This is a genomic window from Devosia sp. Root105 (genome assembly GCF_001424865.1).
Classification (GTDB): Bacteria; Pseudomonadota; Alphaproteobacteria; order Rhizobiales; family Devosiaceae; genus Devosia_A.
Genome location: NZ_LMCR01000019.1, coordinates 172,784 through 188,163, shown reverse-complemented (window position 1 = coordinate 188,163; position 15,380 = coordinate 172,784). Strand labels below are relative to the sequence as shown.

The 15,380-nt window shown below is 66.0% G+C and carries 12 protein-coding genes; 2 read left to right on the top strand and 10 right to left on the bottom strand.

All coding sequences use genetic code 11. The annotated features are described in order from the left end of the window. Positions 1 to 59: 59 nt before the first annotated feature. The gene (gene mutL / locus ASC68_RS23370; RefSeq protein ID WP_055884894.1) at positions 60 to 1,868 is read left to right on the top strand and encodes a DNA mismatch repair endonuclease MutL; all 1,809 of its coding nucleotides are present in this window, start codon (positions 60 to 62) and stop codon (positions 1,866 to 1,868) included. A gap of 3 nt (positions 1,869 to 1,871) precedes the next feature. On the opposite strand, the gene ASC68_RS23365 is transcribed toward mutL, so the two are convergent. The 10 genes from ASC68_RS23365 to ASC68_RS23320 all read right to left on the bottom strand — a co-directional run bounded on the left by ASC68_RS23365 (position 1,872) and on the right by ASC68_RS23320 (position 14,348). Beyond that, a complete protein-coding gene (locus ASC68_RS23365; RefSeq protein WP_055884892.1) occupies positions 1,872 to 2,309 on the bottom strand; it encodes a YdeI/OmpD-associated family protein in 438 nt (145 codons plus the stop codon). An 8-nt stretch (positions 2,310 to 2,317) separates the two neighbouring features. Further along, on the bottom strand, positions 2,318 to 2,872 hold the full coding sequence (rsmD, locus tag ASC68_RS23360; RefSeq protein ID WP_055884889.1) for a 16S rRNA (guanine(966)-N(2))-methyltransferase RsmD: 555 nt from the start codon (positions 2,870 to 2,872) through the stop codon (positions 2,318 to 2,320). Positions 2,873 to 2,875: 3 nt separating this feature from the next. Continuing rightward, positions 2,876 to 4,861: a pseudouridine synthase gene (locus ASC68_RS23355; RefSeq protein ID WP_082528418.1), complete on the bottom strand. Its 1,986-nt coding sequence runs from the start codon at positions 4,859 to 4,861 to the stop codon at positions 2,876 to 2,878. Positions 4,862 to 5,031: 170 nt separating this feature from the next. Further along, entirely contained in the window at positions 5,032 to 5,661 is a 630-nt protein-coding gene (locus ASC68_RS23350) for a hypothetical protein (protein WP_055884887.1), read from the bottom strand. Between the two features lie 144 nt (positions 5,662 to 5,805). Beyond that, positions 5,806 to 6,351, bottom strand: coding sequence for a signal peptidase II (gene lspA, locus ASC68_RS23345; RefSeq protein WP_055884883.1), 546 nt, complete (start codon positions 6,349 to 6,351; stop codon positions 5,806 to 5,808). 250 nt (positions 6,352 to 6,601) lie between these two features. After that, a complete protein-coding gene (gene ileS, locus ASC68_RS23340) occupies positions 6,602 to 9,553 on the bottom strand; it encodes an isoleucine--tRNA ligase (protein ID WP_055886149.1) in 2,952 nt (983 codons plus the stop codon). A gap of 81 nt (positions 9,554 to 9,634) precedes the next feature. Continuing rightward, positions 9,635 to 11,110: a glycosyltransferase family 39 protein gene (locus ASC68_RS23335; RefSeq protein WP_162247921.1), complete on the bottom strand. Its 1,476-nt coding sequence runs from the start codon at positions 11,108 to 11,110 to the stop codon at positions 9,635 to 9,637. 34 nt (positions 11,111 to 11,144) lie between these two features. Beyond that, entirely contained in the window at positions 11,145 to 12,122 is a 978-nt protein-coding gene (locus tag ASC68_RS23330; protein WP_055884878.1) for a bifunctional riboflavin kinase/FAD synthetase, read from the bottom strand. Positions 12,123 to 12,249: 127 nt separating this feature from the next. Beyond that, positions 12,250 to 13,104 (bottom strand): TIGR01459 family HAD-type hydrolase, encoded by an 855-nt coding sequence (locus tag ASC68_RS23325; RefSeq protein ID WP_055884875.1) that lies wholly within the window; start codon positions 13,102 to 13,104, stop codon positions 12,250 to 12,252. An 11-nt stretch (positions 13,105 to 13,115) separates the two neighbouring features. Continuing rightward, positions 13,116 to 14,348 (bottom strand): EAL domain-containing protein, encoded by a 1,233-nt coding sequence (locus ASC68_RS23320; RefSeq protein WP_055884872.1) that lies wholly within the window; start codon positions 14,346 to 14,348, stop codon positions 13,116 to 13,118. A 206-nt stretch (positions 14,349 to 14,554) separates the two neighbouring features. Here ASC68_RS23320 and ASC68_RS29035 point away from each other — a divergent pair, with 206 nt between their 5' ends. Next, entirely contained in the window at positions 14,555 to 15,352 is a 798-nt protein-coding gene (locus tag ASC68_RS29035) for a helix-turn-helix domain-containing protein (protein ID WP_055884869.1), read from the top strand. Positions 15,353 to 15,380 lie beyond the last annotated feature (28 nt).

The window sequence follows — 15,380 nt, the reverse complement described above, 5'->3', positions numbered from 1 at the left end:
GCGAAGAACGTGGCAGTGGCGGCGGTGCATCGCTACATTCTCCCGTCAGGAGAATCGCCTTGCCCATCCGCCAGCTTCCCGAAGATCTGATCAATCGCATCGCCGCGGGCGAGGTGGTTGAGCGGCCGGCAAGCGTGGTGAAGGAGCTGGTTGAGAACGCCATCGATGCCGGCGCCAGCCGGGTCCACATTACCACCGCCGGTGGTGGACAGAGCCTGATCCGGATCGAGGATGACGGCGTCGGCATGGATGAGGCCGACCTGGTGCTGTCGGTCGAGCGGCATGCCACATCAAAACTGGCCGATGACGGGCTAGAGGACATCCGGACGCTGGGGTTTCGCGGCGAGGCGCTGGCCTCGATCGGAGCTGTGGCGGAACTTGGCATCGCGTCGCGGCGGGCCGAGGACGCGAGCGGGCTGCGGATCGCGGTCAGGCACGGGGTGAAGTCGCGGCCGGTGCCGCTGGCGATGAACCGCGGCACCATCGTCGAGGTGCGCGAGCTGTTCGGCAATGTGCCGGCGCGGCGGAAATTCCTGAAGACCGAGCGCTCCGAGGCCGGAGCGATCACCGACATGGTGAAGCGGTTGGCGATGGCCAACCCGCACGTGCAGTTCGTGCTCGACGGAGCCGACCGCACCACCTCGAACTGGCCGGGGCGTGAGGGCGACGGGGCGCTGAGGGCGCGGCTCGGCGACGTGATGGGCGGAGATTTCGGCGACAACGCCGTGCCGCTGGCGACGATGCGGCACGGCATGGTGGTGACCGGGCTCGCTGGGCTGCCGACCTATACGCGGGCCAACTCGCTGAGCCAGTATTTCTTCGTCAACGGCCGGGCGGTGCGCGACAAGGTGCTGGTGGGGGCGATCCGCGCCGCCTACGCGGATTTCGTGTTCCGCGACCGTTTCCCGGTGGCGGCGATTTTCCTCGCGGTCGATCCGGCGGAGGTGGATGTGAACGTCCACCCGACCAAGGCGGAGCTCAGGTTCCGCGACCCCGGCGCGGTGCGCGGCGCGGTGATCCGGGCAATCACCGAGGCGCTGGATGCGGCGGGGCACCGGGCGGCGAGCACGGTGGCCGAGGACGTGGTGCAGGCGTTCCGGGTGCCGGAGTATGAGGCGGCGCCAATCGGGACGACGGCGGGTTGGACCGCTCCTTCCTCCAGCTACGCAGGGCCCCCTCCTCCGTCCCGCGGGGGAGGATCGCCGACTGCACGGTTCGCGGGCTTTGCGGAACCTAGTGCGCGATATGAAGTGAACGAGGTGACGCCAGTCGTCGAACCGGTGGAGTATCCGCTCGGGACGGCGCGGGCGCAGATGTTTGACAATTTCATCGTGGCGCAGAATGGCGACAGCCTGTTGCTGGTCGACCAGCATGCAGCGCACGAGCGGCTGGTCTACGAGCGGTTCAAGGCGCAGATGGCGGCGGGGCCGGTGGCGAGCCAGATGCAGCTGATCCCGGTGGTGATCGAGCTCAGCGAGGACGATTGCGGGCGGCTCGAGGGCGCGGCGCCGACGCTCGAGCGGCTGGGGCTCTATCTCGAACGGTTCGGACCGCGCGCGGTGGCGGTGCGCGAAACGCCGGCGCTGCTCGGGCAGGCGGATATCGATGGGCTGGTACGCGATCTCGCCGATGGGCTGGCGGAATGGGACAGCTCAGCGGCATTGGCCGACCGGCTGGAGGCGATCATCGGGCGCATGGCCTGCCACGGCTCGGTGCGCTCGGGGCGGCGGCTAAGAGTCGAGGAAATGAACGCGCTGCTGCGCGAGATGGAAACCACGCCGCATTCGGGCCAGTGCATCCACGGTCGGCCGACCTATGTCGAGCTGAAGAAGGCGGATATCGAGCGGTTGTTCGGGCGGACGCGCTAGCGTTCAGGGCCGGCCGAGCGTTTCGACCAGCTTGCCGATCCGGCGGGCGCGGACTTCGGGCGACTTTGCCGCTTCGATGTCGCGAACATGCTTGGCCTTGAGGCCGAACGGCAGCTTGTCGAAGCCAGCACGGGCGGCCGGATCGCCGTCGAGGGCAGATTTGAGGTCGTCGGGTTCGTCGACGTCGCGCGGCGCGGTGTCGAGACTGATGTCGATCTCGATTGCCTGACCTGCTTCAATGCCGGCCGCGGTGCGTTGGGCGGCGCTGATACCGACCAGGCGCTGGCCGTTCTTGATGGCGACACGGCTGCGCCAGCTGTAGCCGTTGATGGTGATCGCCACCGGCGGCCGCGCCTCGGGACCGAGCGATTGCATGACCTCATCGGGGATTTCGACGGCGGTGGCATTGCCGGAGGGGATGACGACGGCGCGGAACTGCATGGCTCGCCTCACTGCGTGCGGATGAAGTGCACCGCTGCCGCACCATAGGCGCGGCGATCATCGAGGGTGAAGCCTTCGGGCAGCGCCAGTTCGACGTCGGCGCTTTCCTCAAGCACGATCGTGGCGTCCTTGGCCAGCCAGTTACCCTCGCGAAGCGAGGTCAGCGCCTGCTCCCCCAGCCCCTTGGCGTAGGGCGGATCGAGGAACACCAGGTCGAAGGGACCCATGGTGCCGGCGGGGCCGAGCGCCGTGGCGTCGCGGCGGAGCAGCTTGGCGATGCCGGCGATGCCGAAGGCTTCGATGTGGTCGCGGATGATGCCGCGGGATTCGGCGCCGTTATCGACGAACACCGCGCCCGACGCGCCGCGCGACAGGGCTTCAAGGCCCAGCGCGCCGGTGCCGGCGAACAGGTCGAGCACCTTCAGGCCGTCGAGATGCACGCCGATCCGGCTCGCGAGGATGTTGAACACCGATTCGCGAGCCCGGTCGGAGGTCGGGCGGATGCTGTCGTCCGAAGGCGACAGCAGCGCCTTGCCGCGAAACTTGCCGGCGACGATGCGCATCGGTTACTCGCGCGGCTTCTTGGGTCCACGGGGGCGATCACCGGCAGGACGGCCGGAGGGGCGGCCGGCGCCGCCCTGGGGACGGCCGGCGCCGCCGGGACGACCACCGCCGGACGGCCGGCCGGCGCCACCTGACGGTTTGCCGTAGGGCTTGCCGCCAGTGCCGCCGGGCTTGCCGGAGAACGGCTTCTTGTCACCGAAGCTACGCGGTTTGTCCCCGAACGAACGGGCCGGACGGTCACCGCCGCCGGGCGGACGATCGCTGGAAGGGCGATCGCCGCGGGGCGGGCGCGTGCCATAGGGCTTCTTGTCGCCAAGCGGACGACTATTGCTGCGCTCGCGGTCGCCGGTATTGGAGTTGCGCGGGGCGTAGGGGCGCTTTTCCTCGGCACGCGGGCCGCGCTCGGCGCCGTCGCGCGGACCACGCTCTGCGCCTTCGCGGGGTGGGCGGGCGCCATAGGGCTTCTTGTCGCCGAACGAGCGGCTCGGGCGGTCGCTGGCGTCGGTACGGGGCGCGTACGGCTTCTTGCCCTCGTAGGAGCGCGCGGGACCATCGCCGCGCGGGGCGTAGGGCTTCTTGTCGCCGTAAGGCCGGTCGCCGGCCGGCCGGGCCGAGCGCGACTTGTCGCCATAGGCGCGCTTTTCGCCATAGGCAGGCTTATCGCCGTAGGCACGCTTCGGACGATCGCCGACATCGCCGCGGGGCTTGTCACCGTAGGGGCGCTTGCCCGCGGGCTTGTCGCCATAGGCGCGTTTCGGACGGTCGGCATCGGCGCCCGGGCGTTTGGCTCCCGGCGCGCGGGCCGGACGATCCTCGTGGTGGGCGGGGCGGCCGAAATTCCTGGCCGAGCTGTCCTCGGGGTCGTTCCAGCGCTTGCGCTCTTCGCCTTCCACGCCCTCGCGGCGGGGCGGCTTGACGCGGATCTCGGCCTCGCGGCCATCCTCAAAGTGGATGGTGCGAATCTCACTCGGATCGACCGGACGCGGGCGACTCGGCGCCTTGACCGGCTTCTTGTCGAAACGGCCGGGACGATCCTGGCGGGGGCGCTCGGCGAGTGCGGCAGCAGCTGCGGCCTCAGTCTCGTCGTCCTCGAAGCGGAACTTGCTGTCGCGCGACTTGCGCGGCGAATCCTTCTTCAGCTCCTTGCCCGGCGCGGCAGCGCGCAGCTTGGGGTTGACCGCCGGCTTCTTCTTGGGTGCGACTTCAGGCATGTCGCTGTCGAAATCGGTGTTGGCCTCAGCGGCAAGGCGCTTGCCAAGCTGCTCGCGCAGCACGCGGGCGGCGACGACTTCGACCTCGCCCTCAGGCAGGTCACCGAGCTGGAACGGGCCGTAGCTGACGCGGATCAGGCGGTTGACCTGCAGTCCGAGTGCGCCGAGGACGTTCTTGACCTCGCGGTTCTTGCCTTCGCGCAGGCTCAGCACCAGCCAGCTGTTGGAGCCCTGGGCGCGTTCGAGAATGGCTTCGATCGGGCCGTACTGGATGCCCTCGATCTCGATGCCGTCCTTCAGCGTATCGAGCTGCGCCTGGGTGACCGAGCCAAAGGCGCGGACGCGGTAACGGCGGAGCCAGCCGGTGGCCGGCAGCTCGAGCACGCGCTTCAGGCCACCATCATTGGTGACCAGCAGCAGGCCTTCGGTGTTGATGTCGAGCCGGCCGATCGAGACGACGCGCGGCAGCTCTTTTTCTTCGAGCGCCTCGAACACGGTGGGGCGGCCTTCCGGGTCTTTCTCGGTGACCACGAGGCCGGCGGGCTTGTGGTAGAGCCAGACGCGGGTGCCCTGGCGCGCCGCAAGCGGTTCGCCATCGACCTTGATCTTGTCTTTTTCGGAGACGTTGAAGGCCGGGGTCAGGACCTTCTTACCGTTGACGGTAACGCGCCCATCCTTGATCCAGCCTTCGGCATCGCGACGCGAACAGAGACCGGAACGGGCGATGACCTTGGCCAAGCGATCGCCGTCCGTCGGGACGGCTGAGACATTCGACATGCGATAACTCCTGCGGGACCGGGGCCGGGCAGGATTGCCCGGGGGGTCAGCGCATCTTTCGAGTTGATGGGTAGGCCCAGCCTCCGTCTCTTCGAGACATCGTCTTGCCCTACCGGGTTAATGGTCGCGCTTCCGAACCGGAAAAGTCTGCAACTTTTCCTGGAAACGCTCTAATTCGCCTGCGCGGCCAGGGCCTTGCGGACGTCGGGCGGGCACGACTTGTCGGTGAGCGGTACGAGCTCGCCATTGGCCGCCAGGCAAACCATGTCCTGGCCCTTGACCGTGGTGTAGTACTCATCGGGCGGCAGATAGAGCGGCTTGGGACCACCCTTCAGCTTGGCGGCAGTCATGCGCGCGGTGAGCTGCTTGGTTTCGATCTCGGTGAGCGGACGGCCGCTCAGAGTGCGCAGATCGACCACACGGGCGTTGCGCAGCCGCTTCAGGTCGGCTTCCGAAATGTTCGACGTATCGATCTGCACGCGGCTCGAATCCTCTGGGATCAGCGCGGTCTTGGCCGCCTTGGGATCGGAGGGAGCCGGCAGAGCGGTGGACTTGGGGAGCACCAGCGGGCCGCGACGTTCGGCGTTCTCCGCCTTCTCCTCGCGCTCCATCATGCCCATGCCCTTCATGGTCTCGGTCACCACTTCGCGCTCGAAGGTGCTGACATCGGTCAGGGCATTGGTGCCTTCTGTCGTGGTGCAGGCGCTCAGGCCGAGGCCGAGCACGATACCAACGGTCAGCAATCCGCCCCGGGTCACGGCTTTGAAGTTGGGCCGCCGCCCGGTCAAATCACTCAGCATGAAACTTCCCTTTTCCCCGGCCCGTGCGCGCCCCGCGCGGGCCTTATAGACCATCATAGGCCCACGAACAATTCGCTCGGAATTGTTATCGCTTTCGTTGCCCACCCAACCGGGCCCTAAGGCCAGATTGAGGCGCCTTTGCGTTCAGGCAGGCTTCCTGCGGCCGATCCCGACGAAATCGAGGAGTAGCAGCAACACCCCTAAAGTGATCGCCACGTCGGCGATATTGAAGATGTAGAACGACCAATCCTGCCAATGAAAGTGAAAGAAATCCGCAACGGCGCCATAAAGCACACGATCAAGCGCATTTGAGAGGGCGCCGCCGATTGCGAGCATCAGGCCATAGCGTACCAGCACATCGGAGGTGCGCGACCACCAGACGCCGAGCGCCAGGATAGCGACGACGGCGATGGCGCCGAGCGCCCAGACCGGCAGATCACCGAGCAGGCCGTAGGAAACGCCGGTGTTCCAGACCAGCACATAGTCGAAGAACGGCGTGACCGGCACGATCTCACCACCCTGCCAGCCGAACGGTGTGGCCGGAGTGACGAAGCCCAGGTGCTCGATGCAGAGCGTCGAGGCCGCGCCGACACAGTCGGAGCTGACCTGCAGGAACTTGTGGCCGCGATCGAGGGCGAACGCGGCGAGCCCGGCGAGCAGCGAGAGCAGGAGATGGGGGCGAGCTAGCATGGCGAGCGCCCGGCTGAGTATGCTCCGCCGATAGAGACGGCCCCCTCCCTCGCCATTCGAGCGTAGCTCTCATGGCCTTCTCGCCTCAAATCGCTCCACTGGAGCGATTTGCCCGGTGGGACGGCTCGAAGTACCCCATGAAGGGGGAGGTGAAGAGTCGAGTTTGTGGTCCGATCGTGCCCGACGCTCGATGCGGCACCTCCCCCTTGAAGGGGGAGGATGGGAGGGGGCCGTCTGCTCGCTTTCAAGCTCAGCGTCCCGCTGCCTTCAACTCGCGCATCGCCTGTGCATCGCGCAGCGATAGGTCCGGATATTCGGCATCCGTGCCGACTTCAGGCAGGATCCGCCAGGAACGGGCACAGCGCTGGCCCTCGGCCTTGGCAAAGACGACAGCGACGCCGCGCACTTCGTCGAGCCGGAAGGCGTCGGCAGGCCCCTCACCTTCGACAATCTCGATGTCGGAAGTGATCGAGATCTCGGCCATGTCGGTGCCGCGGACGGCTGCGGCGAGCTTGTCGTCAGTGATGTAGACCTTCGGCGCGGCCTCGAGCGAGGCACCGATCACCTTGTCGCGCCGGGCGATTTCCAGCGCCCCGGTCACGACCTTGCGGACCTCGCGGATAGCATCCCACTTCTCGTCGAGTTTTGCGTCCGTCCACTCTTCGGGGAGTTTTGGGAACTGACGTAGATGCACCGACGAATCGGCGCCGGGGTGACGTTCGAGCCACGCCTCTTCCATGGTGAACACCAGGATCGGGGCGAGCCAGGCGGTCAGCGCGTCGAACACATGGTCGAGCACGGTCAGGCTGGCGCGGCGGCGGACCGAGGAGATCGGATCGCAATAGAGCGCGTCCTTGCGGATATCGAAGTAGAACGCCGAGAGATCGATGTTCATGAAGTTCGAAAGCGCCGCGACGATGCGCTTGTAATCGTAGCTCTCGTAGGCGTCGCGCACGAGCCCGTCGAGGTCCTTGAGCTTACTGAGGATCAACTGCTCGAGTTCGGGCATGTCGCGGTAGTCGACGGTTTCCTCAGCCTTGCGATGGGCGAGGTTGCCGATCAGCCAGCGAATGGTGTTGCGGAGCTTCCTATAGTTGTCGACGGTGGAGTTGATGATCTCCTTGCCGATCCGGAGGTCGTCCGAATAGTCGGACTGGGCGACCCAGAGGCGGAGAATGTCGGCGCCGAACTGCTTGATGACGTCCTGCGGAGCGGTGGTGTTGCCCAGCGACTTCGACATCTTCTTGCCCTCGCCGTCGAGGGTGAAGCCGTGCGTCAAGACACTCGCATAAGGCGCGAAGCCGTTGGTGGCGCAGCTTTCGAGCAGCGAGGAGTGGAACCAGCCGCGGTGCTGGTCCGAACCCTCGAGGTACATGCCGGCGGGGAACTGCATGTCCGGCCATTTCTGCGGGTTCTTAAGCACCCAGGAATGGGTGGTGCCGCTCTCGAACCAGACATCGAGGACGTCGTCGACCTTCTGCCAGTTCTCGGGATCGGGGACGGCCTGCCCGAGGAAGCGCTCCTTGGCGCCGGCCTTGAACCAGGCGTCGGCGCCCTCTTCTTCGAAGGCCTGGCCGATACGGTGATTGACCATCGCGTCGTTGAGGATGGTGTCGGTCGCCTCGTTGTAAAACACGGCGATCGGCACGCCCCAGGCGCGCTGGCGGCTCAGCACCCAGTCGGGGCGGTCGGCGATCATCGAGCGCAGCCGGTTCTGCCCGGCTTGCGGGTAGAACTTGGTCGCATCGATCGCAGCGAGCGAGCGGGCCCGCAGGGTGTCGCCTTTCTTCCCCTCGATGTCGCGGTCCATATAGACGAACCACTGCGGCGTGTTGCGGAAGATAATCGGCTTCTTCGAACGCCAGGAGTGCGGGTATTGGTGCTTGATGCGGCCACGGGCGACCATGGCGTTGCGCTCAGCGAGCGCGGCAATGACGCGGTTGTTGGCATCGCCTTTCTTGCCGGCATCATCGATGACGCGGGCACCTTCGAGGCCTGGGGCAGCGGCGGTGTAAAAGCCGGCGTCGTCGACAACGTAGGGGATGGTAGTGTCGATACCGCGCGCCGTGAGCATGCGGCCAGACTCCATCCAGATGCCGAAATCGTCGAGGCCGTGGCTGGGCGCGGTGTGGACGAACCCGGTGCCGGTATCGTCGGTGACGTGCTCGCCATCGAGCAGCGGCACCTCGAACTCATAGCCGCCGCCGAGCCCGCGCAGCGGGTGGTTGGTCGAGACGATCTTGGAACAATCAACATCGTGCAGGCGGATGAAGCTTTCGACCTTGGCCTTGGCGAACACGTCGGCCGCCAGCTTGTCGGCGAGGACGTATTTCTCGCCCTTGGTGGCCCAGTTGCCCTCGGGCGCACCGGTGACCTCGTAGAGGCCGTAGCCGATCTTGCTCGAATAGCTGATGGCGCGGTTGGCCGGGATGGTCCACGGCGTGGTGGTCCAGATGACCACGTAGGACGAGCCGAAATCCTCGAACGAACCGGTACCGAAGGCGCCGTTGGCCGAGTGGATCGGGAACTTCACCCAGATCGCGTCGCTCTCGTAGTCCTGGTACTCGATCTCGGCTTCGGCGAGCGCGGTACGCTCCACCACCGACCACATGACGGGCTTGGAACCGCGATAGAGCTGGCCGGAAGCCGCAACCTTCATCAGCTCGCGCGCGATCTGCGCTTCGGCATCAAAGCTCATGGTCAAATACGGGTTGGACCAGTCGCCGACCACACCGAGCCGCTTGAACTCCTCGCGCTGGGTATCGACCCAGTATTGCGCGAAGCTCCGGCACTCGTTGCGGAACTCGTTGATCTCGACGTCGTCCTTGTTCTTGCCCTTGGCGCGATACTGCTCTTCGACCTTCCACTCGATGGGCAGGCCATGGCAGTCCCAGCCCGGCACGTAGGCCGAATTGTAGCCGAGCATGGTCTTGGATCGGCTCACCAGGTCCTTGAGGATCTTGTTGAGCGCATGGCCGATATGGATGTTGCCATTGGCATAGGGCGGGCCATCGTGCAGCGTGAACAGCGGCTTGCCTTCACCGGCGGCGCGCTGGCGGGCATAAATGTCCATCTCTTCCCAACGCTTCAGCCAGTCAGGCTCGCGGGCGGGAAGCCCGGCGCGCATCGGAAACTCGGTCTCGGGGAGGAACAGCGTCGCGCTGTAATCGGTCTCCGCGCCGCTTTGAGCAGTGTCGTTCATCGTCATCGATCGATGTTCAAGGGAAGTTGCGGGCTTGTAGCAAGCGAGGGCGCGAGGTGAAAGGCCGAAGTGCGCGGAGTGCTAACCCGCGAATCCGGTGCACCGAGAGATCAAGAAGCGATGTACCGGAATGCCGAACCGCTCCACGTCGACCCGGCCGGCCTCGACGCACCCACCGGTGAACCGCTTCGCGACGCCATCGACAGGAAACGCCTCATCGCTGAGGACCAGCGCCGATTGCCCCAGATGCGCCTTCGGATCGAACCAGAACGAGAACTGACTGTGCCGTTCGGACAGATCCGTCACCTCGGCCGTCTGAAGCGCAAAGCCCAGTTGCGAAGCGAGCGTGTAGCGGGTGCCAGCGAGGAAATCCGGGGCGTCGGCCGAGCGCAGCGCCCGGACGCTGTCAGCCACATCATCCCAGCCATAGACCACGCTCGATTCCCAATCGGGCTTGCCGACGAACGCCGAGAGTGGAACAGCGGCATAATTCACCACAATCAGCGCAGTGATCAGCAGACCATACGCGACATGCGGCCAGAACAAGCGCCAGCCTGGTCGCAGCGCGGCGATTGCCGGCAGCACGAGCACGTAGGCAGCGATGTTCCAGTAGTAGAGGACGAAGGTCGACAGCGACAGGACCAGCATGCCCAGGCTCGATGCCGCAAACAGCCACAGCGCGAGCAACCGCAACGCCTGGCCAAGCGGCGGCAACCCGGGGTTGCGACGCACCAGGCTCGCAACTCCCGCCAGTGCGAAGGGTGAGAATGTCAAAGTGGCGAGGACGATGAAAATTGCCGGCCGGATGAGATTGACATTGTCCAGCCAGTCGACCCTGTCGACCAGGTTAAAGCGATACGAGGCAAAGTCGTTGCTGATGTTCCACATCAGCACCGGCAACTGCAGAAGCAACGCAAGGATCGCCGCAAGATAAAGGTGCGGCACCCGCAGCAGCGGCCAGAGCGCCCGGGTGGTCAGGATCGCTGCCGCGATCGCCACGCCGATGAAGACGCCATTCTCCTTGCTCAGAACCGCCAGTCCGATGGCCGCGCCGCCGAGGTAGTAGCGCGCGGCCCGCGGCCGGTCGCCGGCGAGTGTGGTGGCAAAGATGTCGACGAACACGTAACCCGCCAGCATCGAGAACAGGATCATCAGGTGATCCTGGAACGCCAGCGTCGTCATGATGAACCAGACGGGCGAGGTGATACAGATCGCCACCGCCAGCCAACCAGCGCGCGAACCAAGCTCCGGGTTTATCCGCAAGGCCAACCGGGCAGCGAGTGCAAGTGTTCCGGCGAACGTCAACCAGGCCGTCAGCCGCAGCACCAGCGTGTTCCAGCCTAGTGGCGAAGCAAGGCCCAGCAACCACGAATGAAGCGGTGGATGGTCGAAATAGGAGAGGGCCGGCCGCTGGCCCCAAAGCCAGTAATAGGCTTCGTCGCCGATCGGCGCGACGAACAGGTCGAACGCCACGCGCAGGCCTAGTGCAATAACTACTACGACACTTACACCGGTCGCGGCCGGAACCTTTGTCGACCGCGATGCGGTGCCATCCATTGTGTCGCCTCCCCCAAGGCACAACGATTCTACATCAGGTGCGGAAAAAACCCAGCTTCTCGTCGAGTTCGGAAACCGGTAGCGCGGCCTGCAGCAGCAGGCGGGCCTGGGCGGCGTCATTGTTGACGGCAGCGATCAGCTCGTCGAGGCCGGCGAACTTCACCTGGCCGCGCACGGTGCCGAGCAGCGCCACTTCCAGCGTCTCGCCGTAAATGTCCTCGTCGAAATCGAAGATCCAGGTTTCGAAGGGCGGGCGCTCGTTGTTGAACATCGGCTTGCCGTAGCTCGCGACACCATCGAGCAGGCGCCCATTGAGCTTGGCGCGCACGGCGTACACGCCCTGCAAGAGGCCAAAGCCGGTGGGGCTCGCGGTATTGGCGGTGGGGAAGCCGAGCTCCCTGCCCCGCTGATCGCCCTTCACCACGACGCCGGAGAGGAACCAGTGGTAGCCGAGCAGCTGGGCCGCGCCGGCGACGTCGCCCTCGCCGAGCAGGGCGCGGATGCGGGAGGACGAGATATGGTCGTCGCCCTCGTCGAGCATATCGAGGATTTCGACCTCGAAGCCGTGGCGGACGCCGGCATCCCTGAGAAAATCCGGAGTGCCCTGGCGCTTGTAGCCGAAATGGAAATCGGCGCCGACCGAGACGCCGGTGACGCCGAGCGCCCCGACGAGGAAGCGGGTGACGAAGTCCTCGGCGACGATGTGGGAGAATTCGAGCGAGAACGGCATCACCACGATGCCATCGAGCCCGAGCGCTTCGGCGATCTCGGCCTTCTGGTCAGCATAGGTCAAACGGAACATGAACGGCGCCGGCGCGAACACGTCGCGCGGGTGCGGCTCGAAGGTGAGGACCAGCGCCGGCACGCCAAGCGCGGCAGCGCGGGCCTTCAGCGCCCGGAACACGTGCTGATGACCGCGGTGGCAGCCGTCGAAATTGCCGATCGCGACCATGGCGCCGCGCAGCGACGCCGGAACCTGGTCGAGTCCAGCGAGCCTGATGAAGCCGCTCAAATTCGTACCCGCCTTGAGAGTGATGGCGATATGGCAAGAAACCGGATGGGTTGCAAGGCAGCTAAGGTTGGAGGCTGCTATGCGGAACGCTCCCCCTGGCGGGAGAGATGACCGAGGGGCCCGGTGGCTACCAGCTCAGCCGCGGCATGAATCCAGCGACATTGGCGCCACTCGGTTCGACCAGGCGACGGATGGCTTCGGGGTCCGGGTTGCCGAAGGCATCGAGTTCGGCGGCGTGGATCGAACCGGTGACGAACAGCAGGTCGAGCCCCGCGCCGGCGGCGCCGATGGCGTCGGTGCGCACCGAGTCGCCGATGGCGAGGATGCGCGTGCGGTCGACCGGGCGGCCGGCAGCCTTTTCGGCGAGGCGCAGGGCCTCGGCATAGATCGGCTTATATGGCTTGCCGACCATGACGATCATGCCGCCGCGGGCCTCATAGAGGTCGGCGAGAGCGCCGCCGCAATAGAGGATCTGGTCGCCATGCTCGACCACCCGATCCGGATTGGCGGCGATCAGCGGCAGATTGCGGCTGAGCCACAGGGTGATCCGGTCATTGTACATGTCCGGCGTGTCGTGGTCGGTATCGAGGTCGGTGACGACGATGGCCCTCGCGTCCTCGGCGCGGCCGATGGTGATGTCGAGGCCCTCAAACAGGCTATCATTATCGTGCGGCGGGCCGACATAGTGGACGGTCTGGCCGCGATAGCGCTCGAGCACGACGCGGGTGGCGTCGCCCGAGGTCACCACATCGTCATAGGCTTCGCGCGAGACGCCGAGCCGATCCATCATCTCGATGATCGGGCCGTGCGGACGCGGAGCGTTGCTGATCAAGACGACACGGCCGCCATTGCGGCGATAATTGACCAGCGCCTCGACGGCGGTCGGGTGGGCGGCGATGCCATTGTGCACGACGCCCCAGATGTCGCTCAAAACCACATCGTAGCGGGGGGCGATCCCGCTCAGTCCGGCAAGTGCCTGCATAGTCTATCCTATTACGCTTGCGCCTCGATGCGGCGCTCGGCATCGCGCGGACGTTCGGCGACGAGATCCGGGCGAACCGGGCCGGGCCGGCCGATATGCGGTCCCTGCACGAGGCTGATGCCATCTTCGAACAGGCTGAGCAACTGCTGCTCATCGATCACCCCGGTGCCGCAGAGCTCGATCTCGAAGCGCTTGGCGTAGGGGGCGATATCGGCGGTGTGGAAATCGGTGAAGCTTTGCGGCTGCGACAGGAAGCGGGTCGCATCGAACCGCACGTCGCTGAAGCCGAGGCCCTCGAGCTCGGCGAAGTCGAAGCGCAGCGAGGTGGCGTCGGTGAGGACGAACCCGGCGCCGGCCTTGCGGAACTCGTAGAGCGCGCGCTTCTCGGTCGGGCCGAGCGGCTTCCACTCGGTCTGCCGGATGGCGAAGTTCAGCGAGCCGGTGATCGCCTGGTTGGCGACGAGCGTCGCCGTCACCTGCTCCAGCCCCTTCTTGTCGAGGATGGTGGCGCGGCTCAACGGCAGGAACAGGGTGATCGGCTGGCCGGAGGTCTTGGCCCGCCGCGCGATGGTGACGGCTTCCTCGAGCGCCATCGCTTCGATACGGCGGATCAGGTCCTCGCCGCCGCGGCGCGGCATGAAATCGGGCGCATCGGCAAGCCCGCCCGCATCCTGCATCAAGCGCGGCACGAGGTCGTAGCCGAGCGGTTTCCTGGCCGGTAGCCTGACCACCGGCTCGATGTGGAAGACCAGCCGGTTGGAATCGAGCGCAGCGCGGACCTCTGCCTCAGGAATCATCGGATCGAGGAAGATGTCGTCGTCGGGCTCTGCCGGTTCCGCCATCGCTTCGGCGAGACGGGAACCACCATCGGCGCGCCGGGCCTCCTCGAATTCGGCCAGCGCTTCGGCGAGCTGCCGGGTGACGGTGCCGAGCACCGAGATATCGGCCTCGATGCCGTCGAGCCGGCTACCCACATTGGTATCGGCAATGGCGTTGACGCGCTGGCTCAGTACCTGCCCGGCCCTGGCATCGGTCGACAGCAGCCGCGCCAGATCCTCGACGGCGCGCTCGAGCCGCGCTTCCGAGCGCTGGCGCAGGCGGCGCTCCATCAGCATGACGGCGAGCGCACCAAAGGCAATTGCGGTAACAAAAGCTTCGATCGGCGAAAAGGTCAGCCCGAAATAGGCGGCCGCCGCAACGCCAAGCGTGGCCAGCGCAATGAAGATGTAGACGAGGCCTTGCACTTAACGCTCGGGCTCCCACAGTGGCCAACGGGATTCAACGCATCCCGTCATAGCATCGGGCGGGCCCTGCCGAAAGGCGCGGGGATGCGGGAGCTGTGGCAAACCGCGGGCTCGGCGGGTTTGCGCACGGATCGGCTGGAACGCTTTATTTACCCAGTTCGTCAACACTCCATTCAGCACAGCCACGTGCCCAAGGACTTGTCACCATGCCCGCTCCCGGCTTCGGCCTGGATAACGCCGTCCGTATCCTGCTCGTCGAACGCGACGAGGCCGGCGCCCGGAGCCTGATCGAGATGCTCGATCGGGGATTCATCATCGCACCCGAGATCGCGCTGGCTTGCGGCGGCCGCGAGGCGGCAGACCGGCTGCGCCTCGCATCATACGACCTGCTGCTGGCGGACCTCGACAGCCTTTGCGACCTCTCAGCGGAGCCCGAGGACGCGGTGGCGCGGCTGGCGCGGCTGGCGTCGGGATCGCTGGTGGTGGTGCTTTCCGACGGGGCTTCGGTATCAGCGACGCTCGCGGTATTGCAGGCAGGCGCGCACGAGCACGTGACCCGGCCGGTCGATGGCGCGGTGCTGTCGGCGCGGCTCGGCGAGCTGGCACATCGGCATGGCCGAGCCATCGCCGGAGCGTTCCGCGGACCGGCGGAGCGGGAGCGTGTGGCCGGCCTGATTGATGCCTCCAGCCAGCTGCAGACGGTGCTCGACTTCGTAGCTCGCGACCTGCCGGGGAGCGCAGAAAACCTCGAAGGCGTGGCCCGCCGAATCGTCGCGATGTTCGATGGCGGCGAGACGGAACGACGCGCCGCTTCGACGGAATCGCCGATGCGCCCGGCCGTGCTGCCGATGTGGCAACAGGAACAGCGGATCATCGAGGACGCGATCGAGAGTTTTGCGGGCAACATCGCGCTCGCCGCCGCAGCGCTGGAGCTCAGCCCCTCGACGATCTACCGCAAGCGGCAGGCTTGGGCGGAACTCGAAGGCAAGAAGGGTGCGGCTTAAGGTTGCTGCCGTAATGCACGTGCATTAC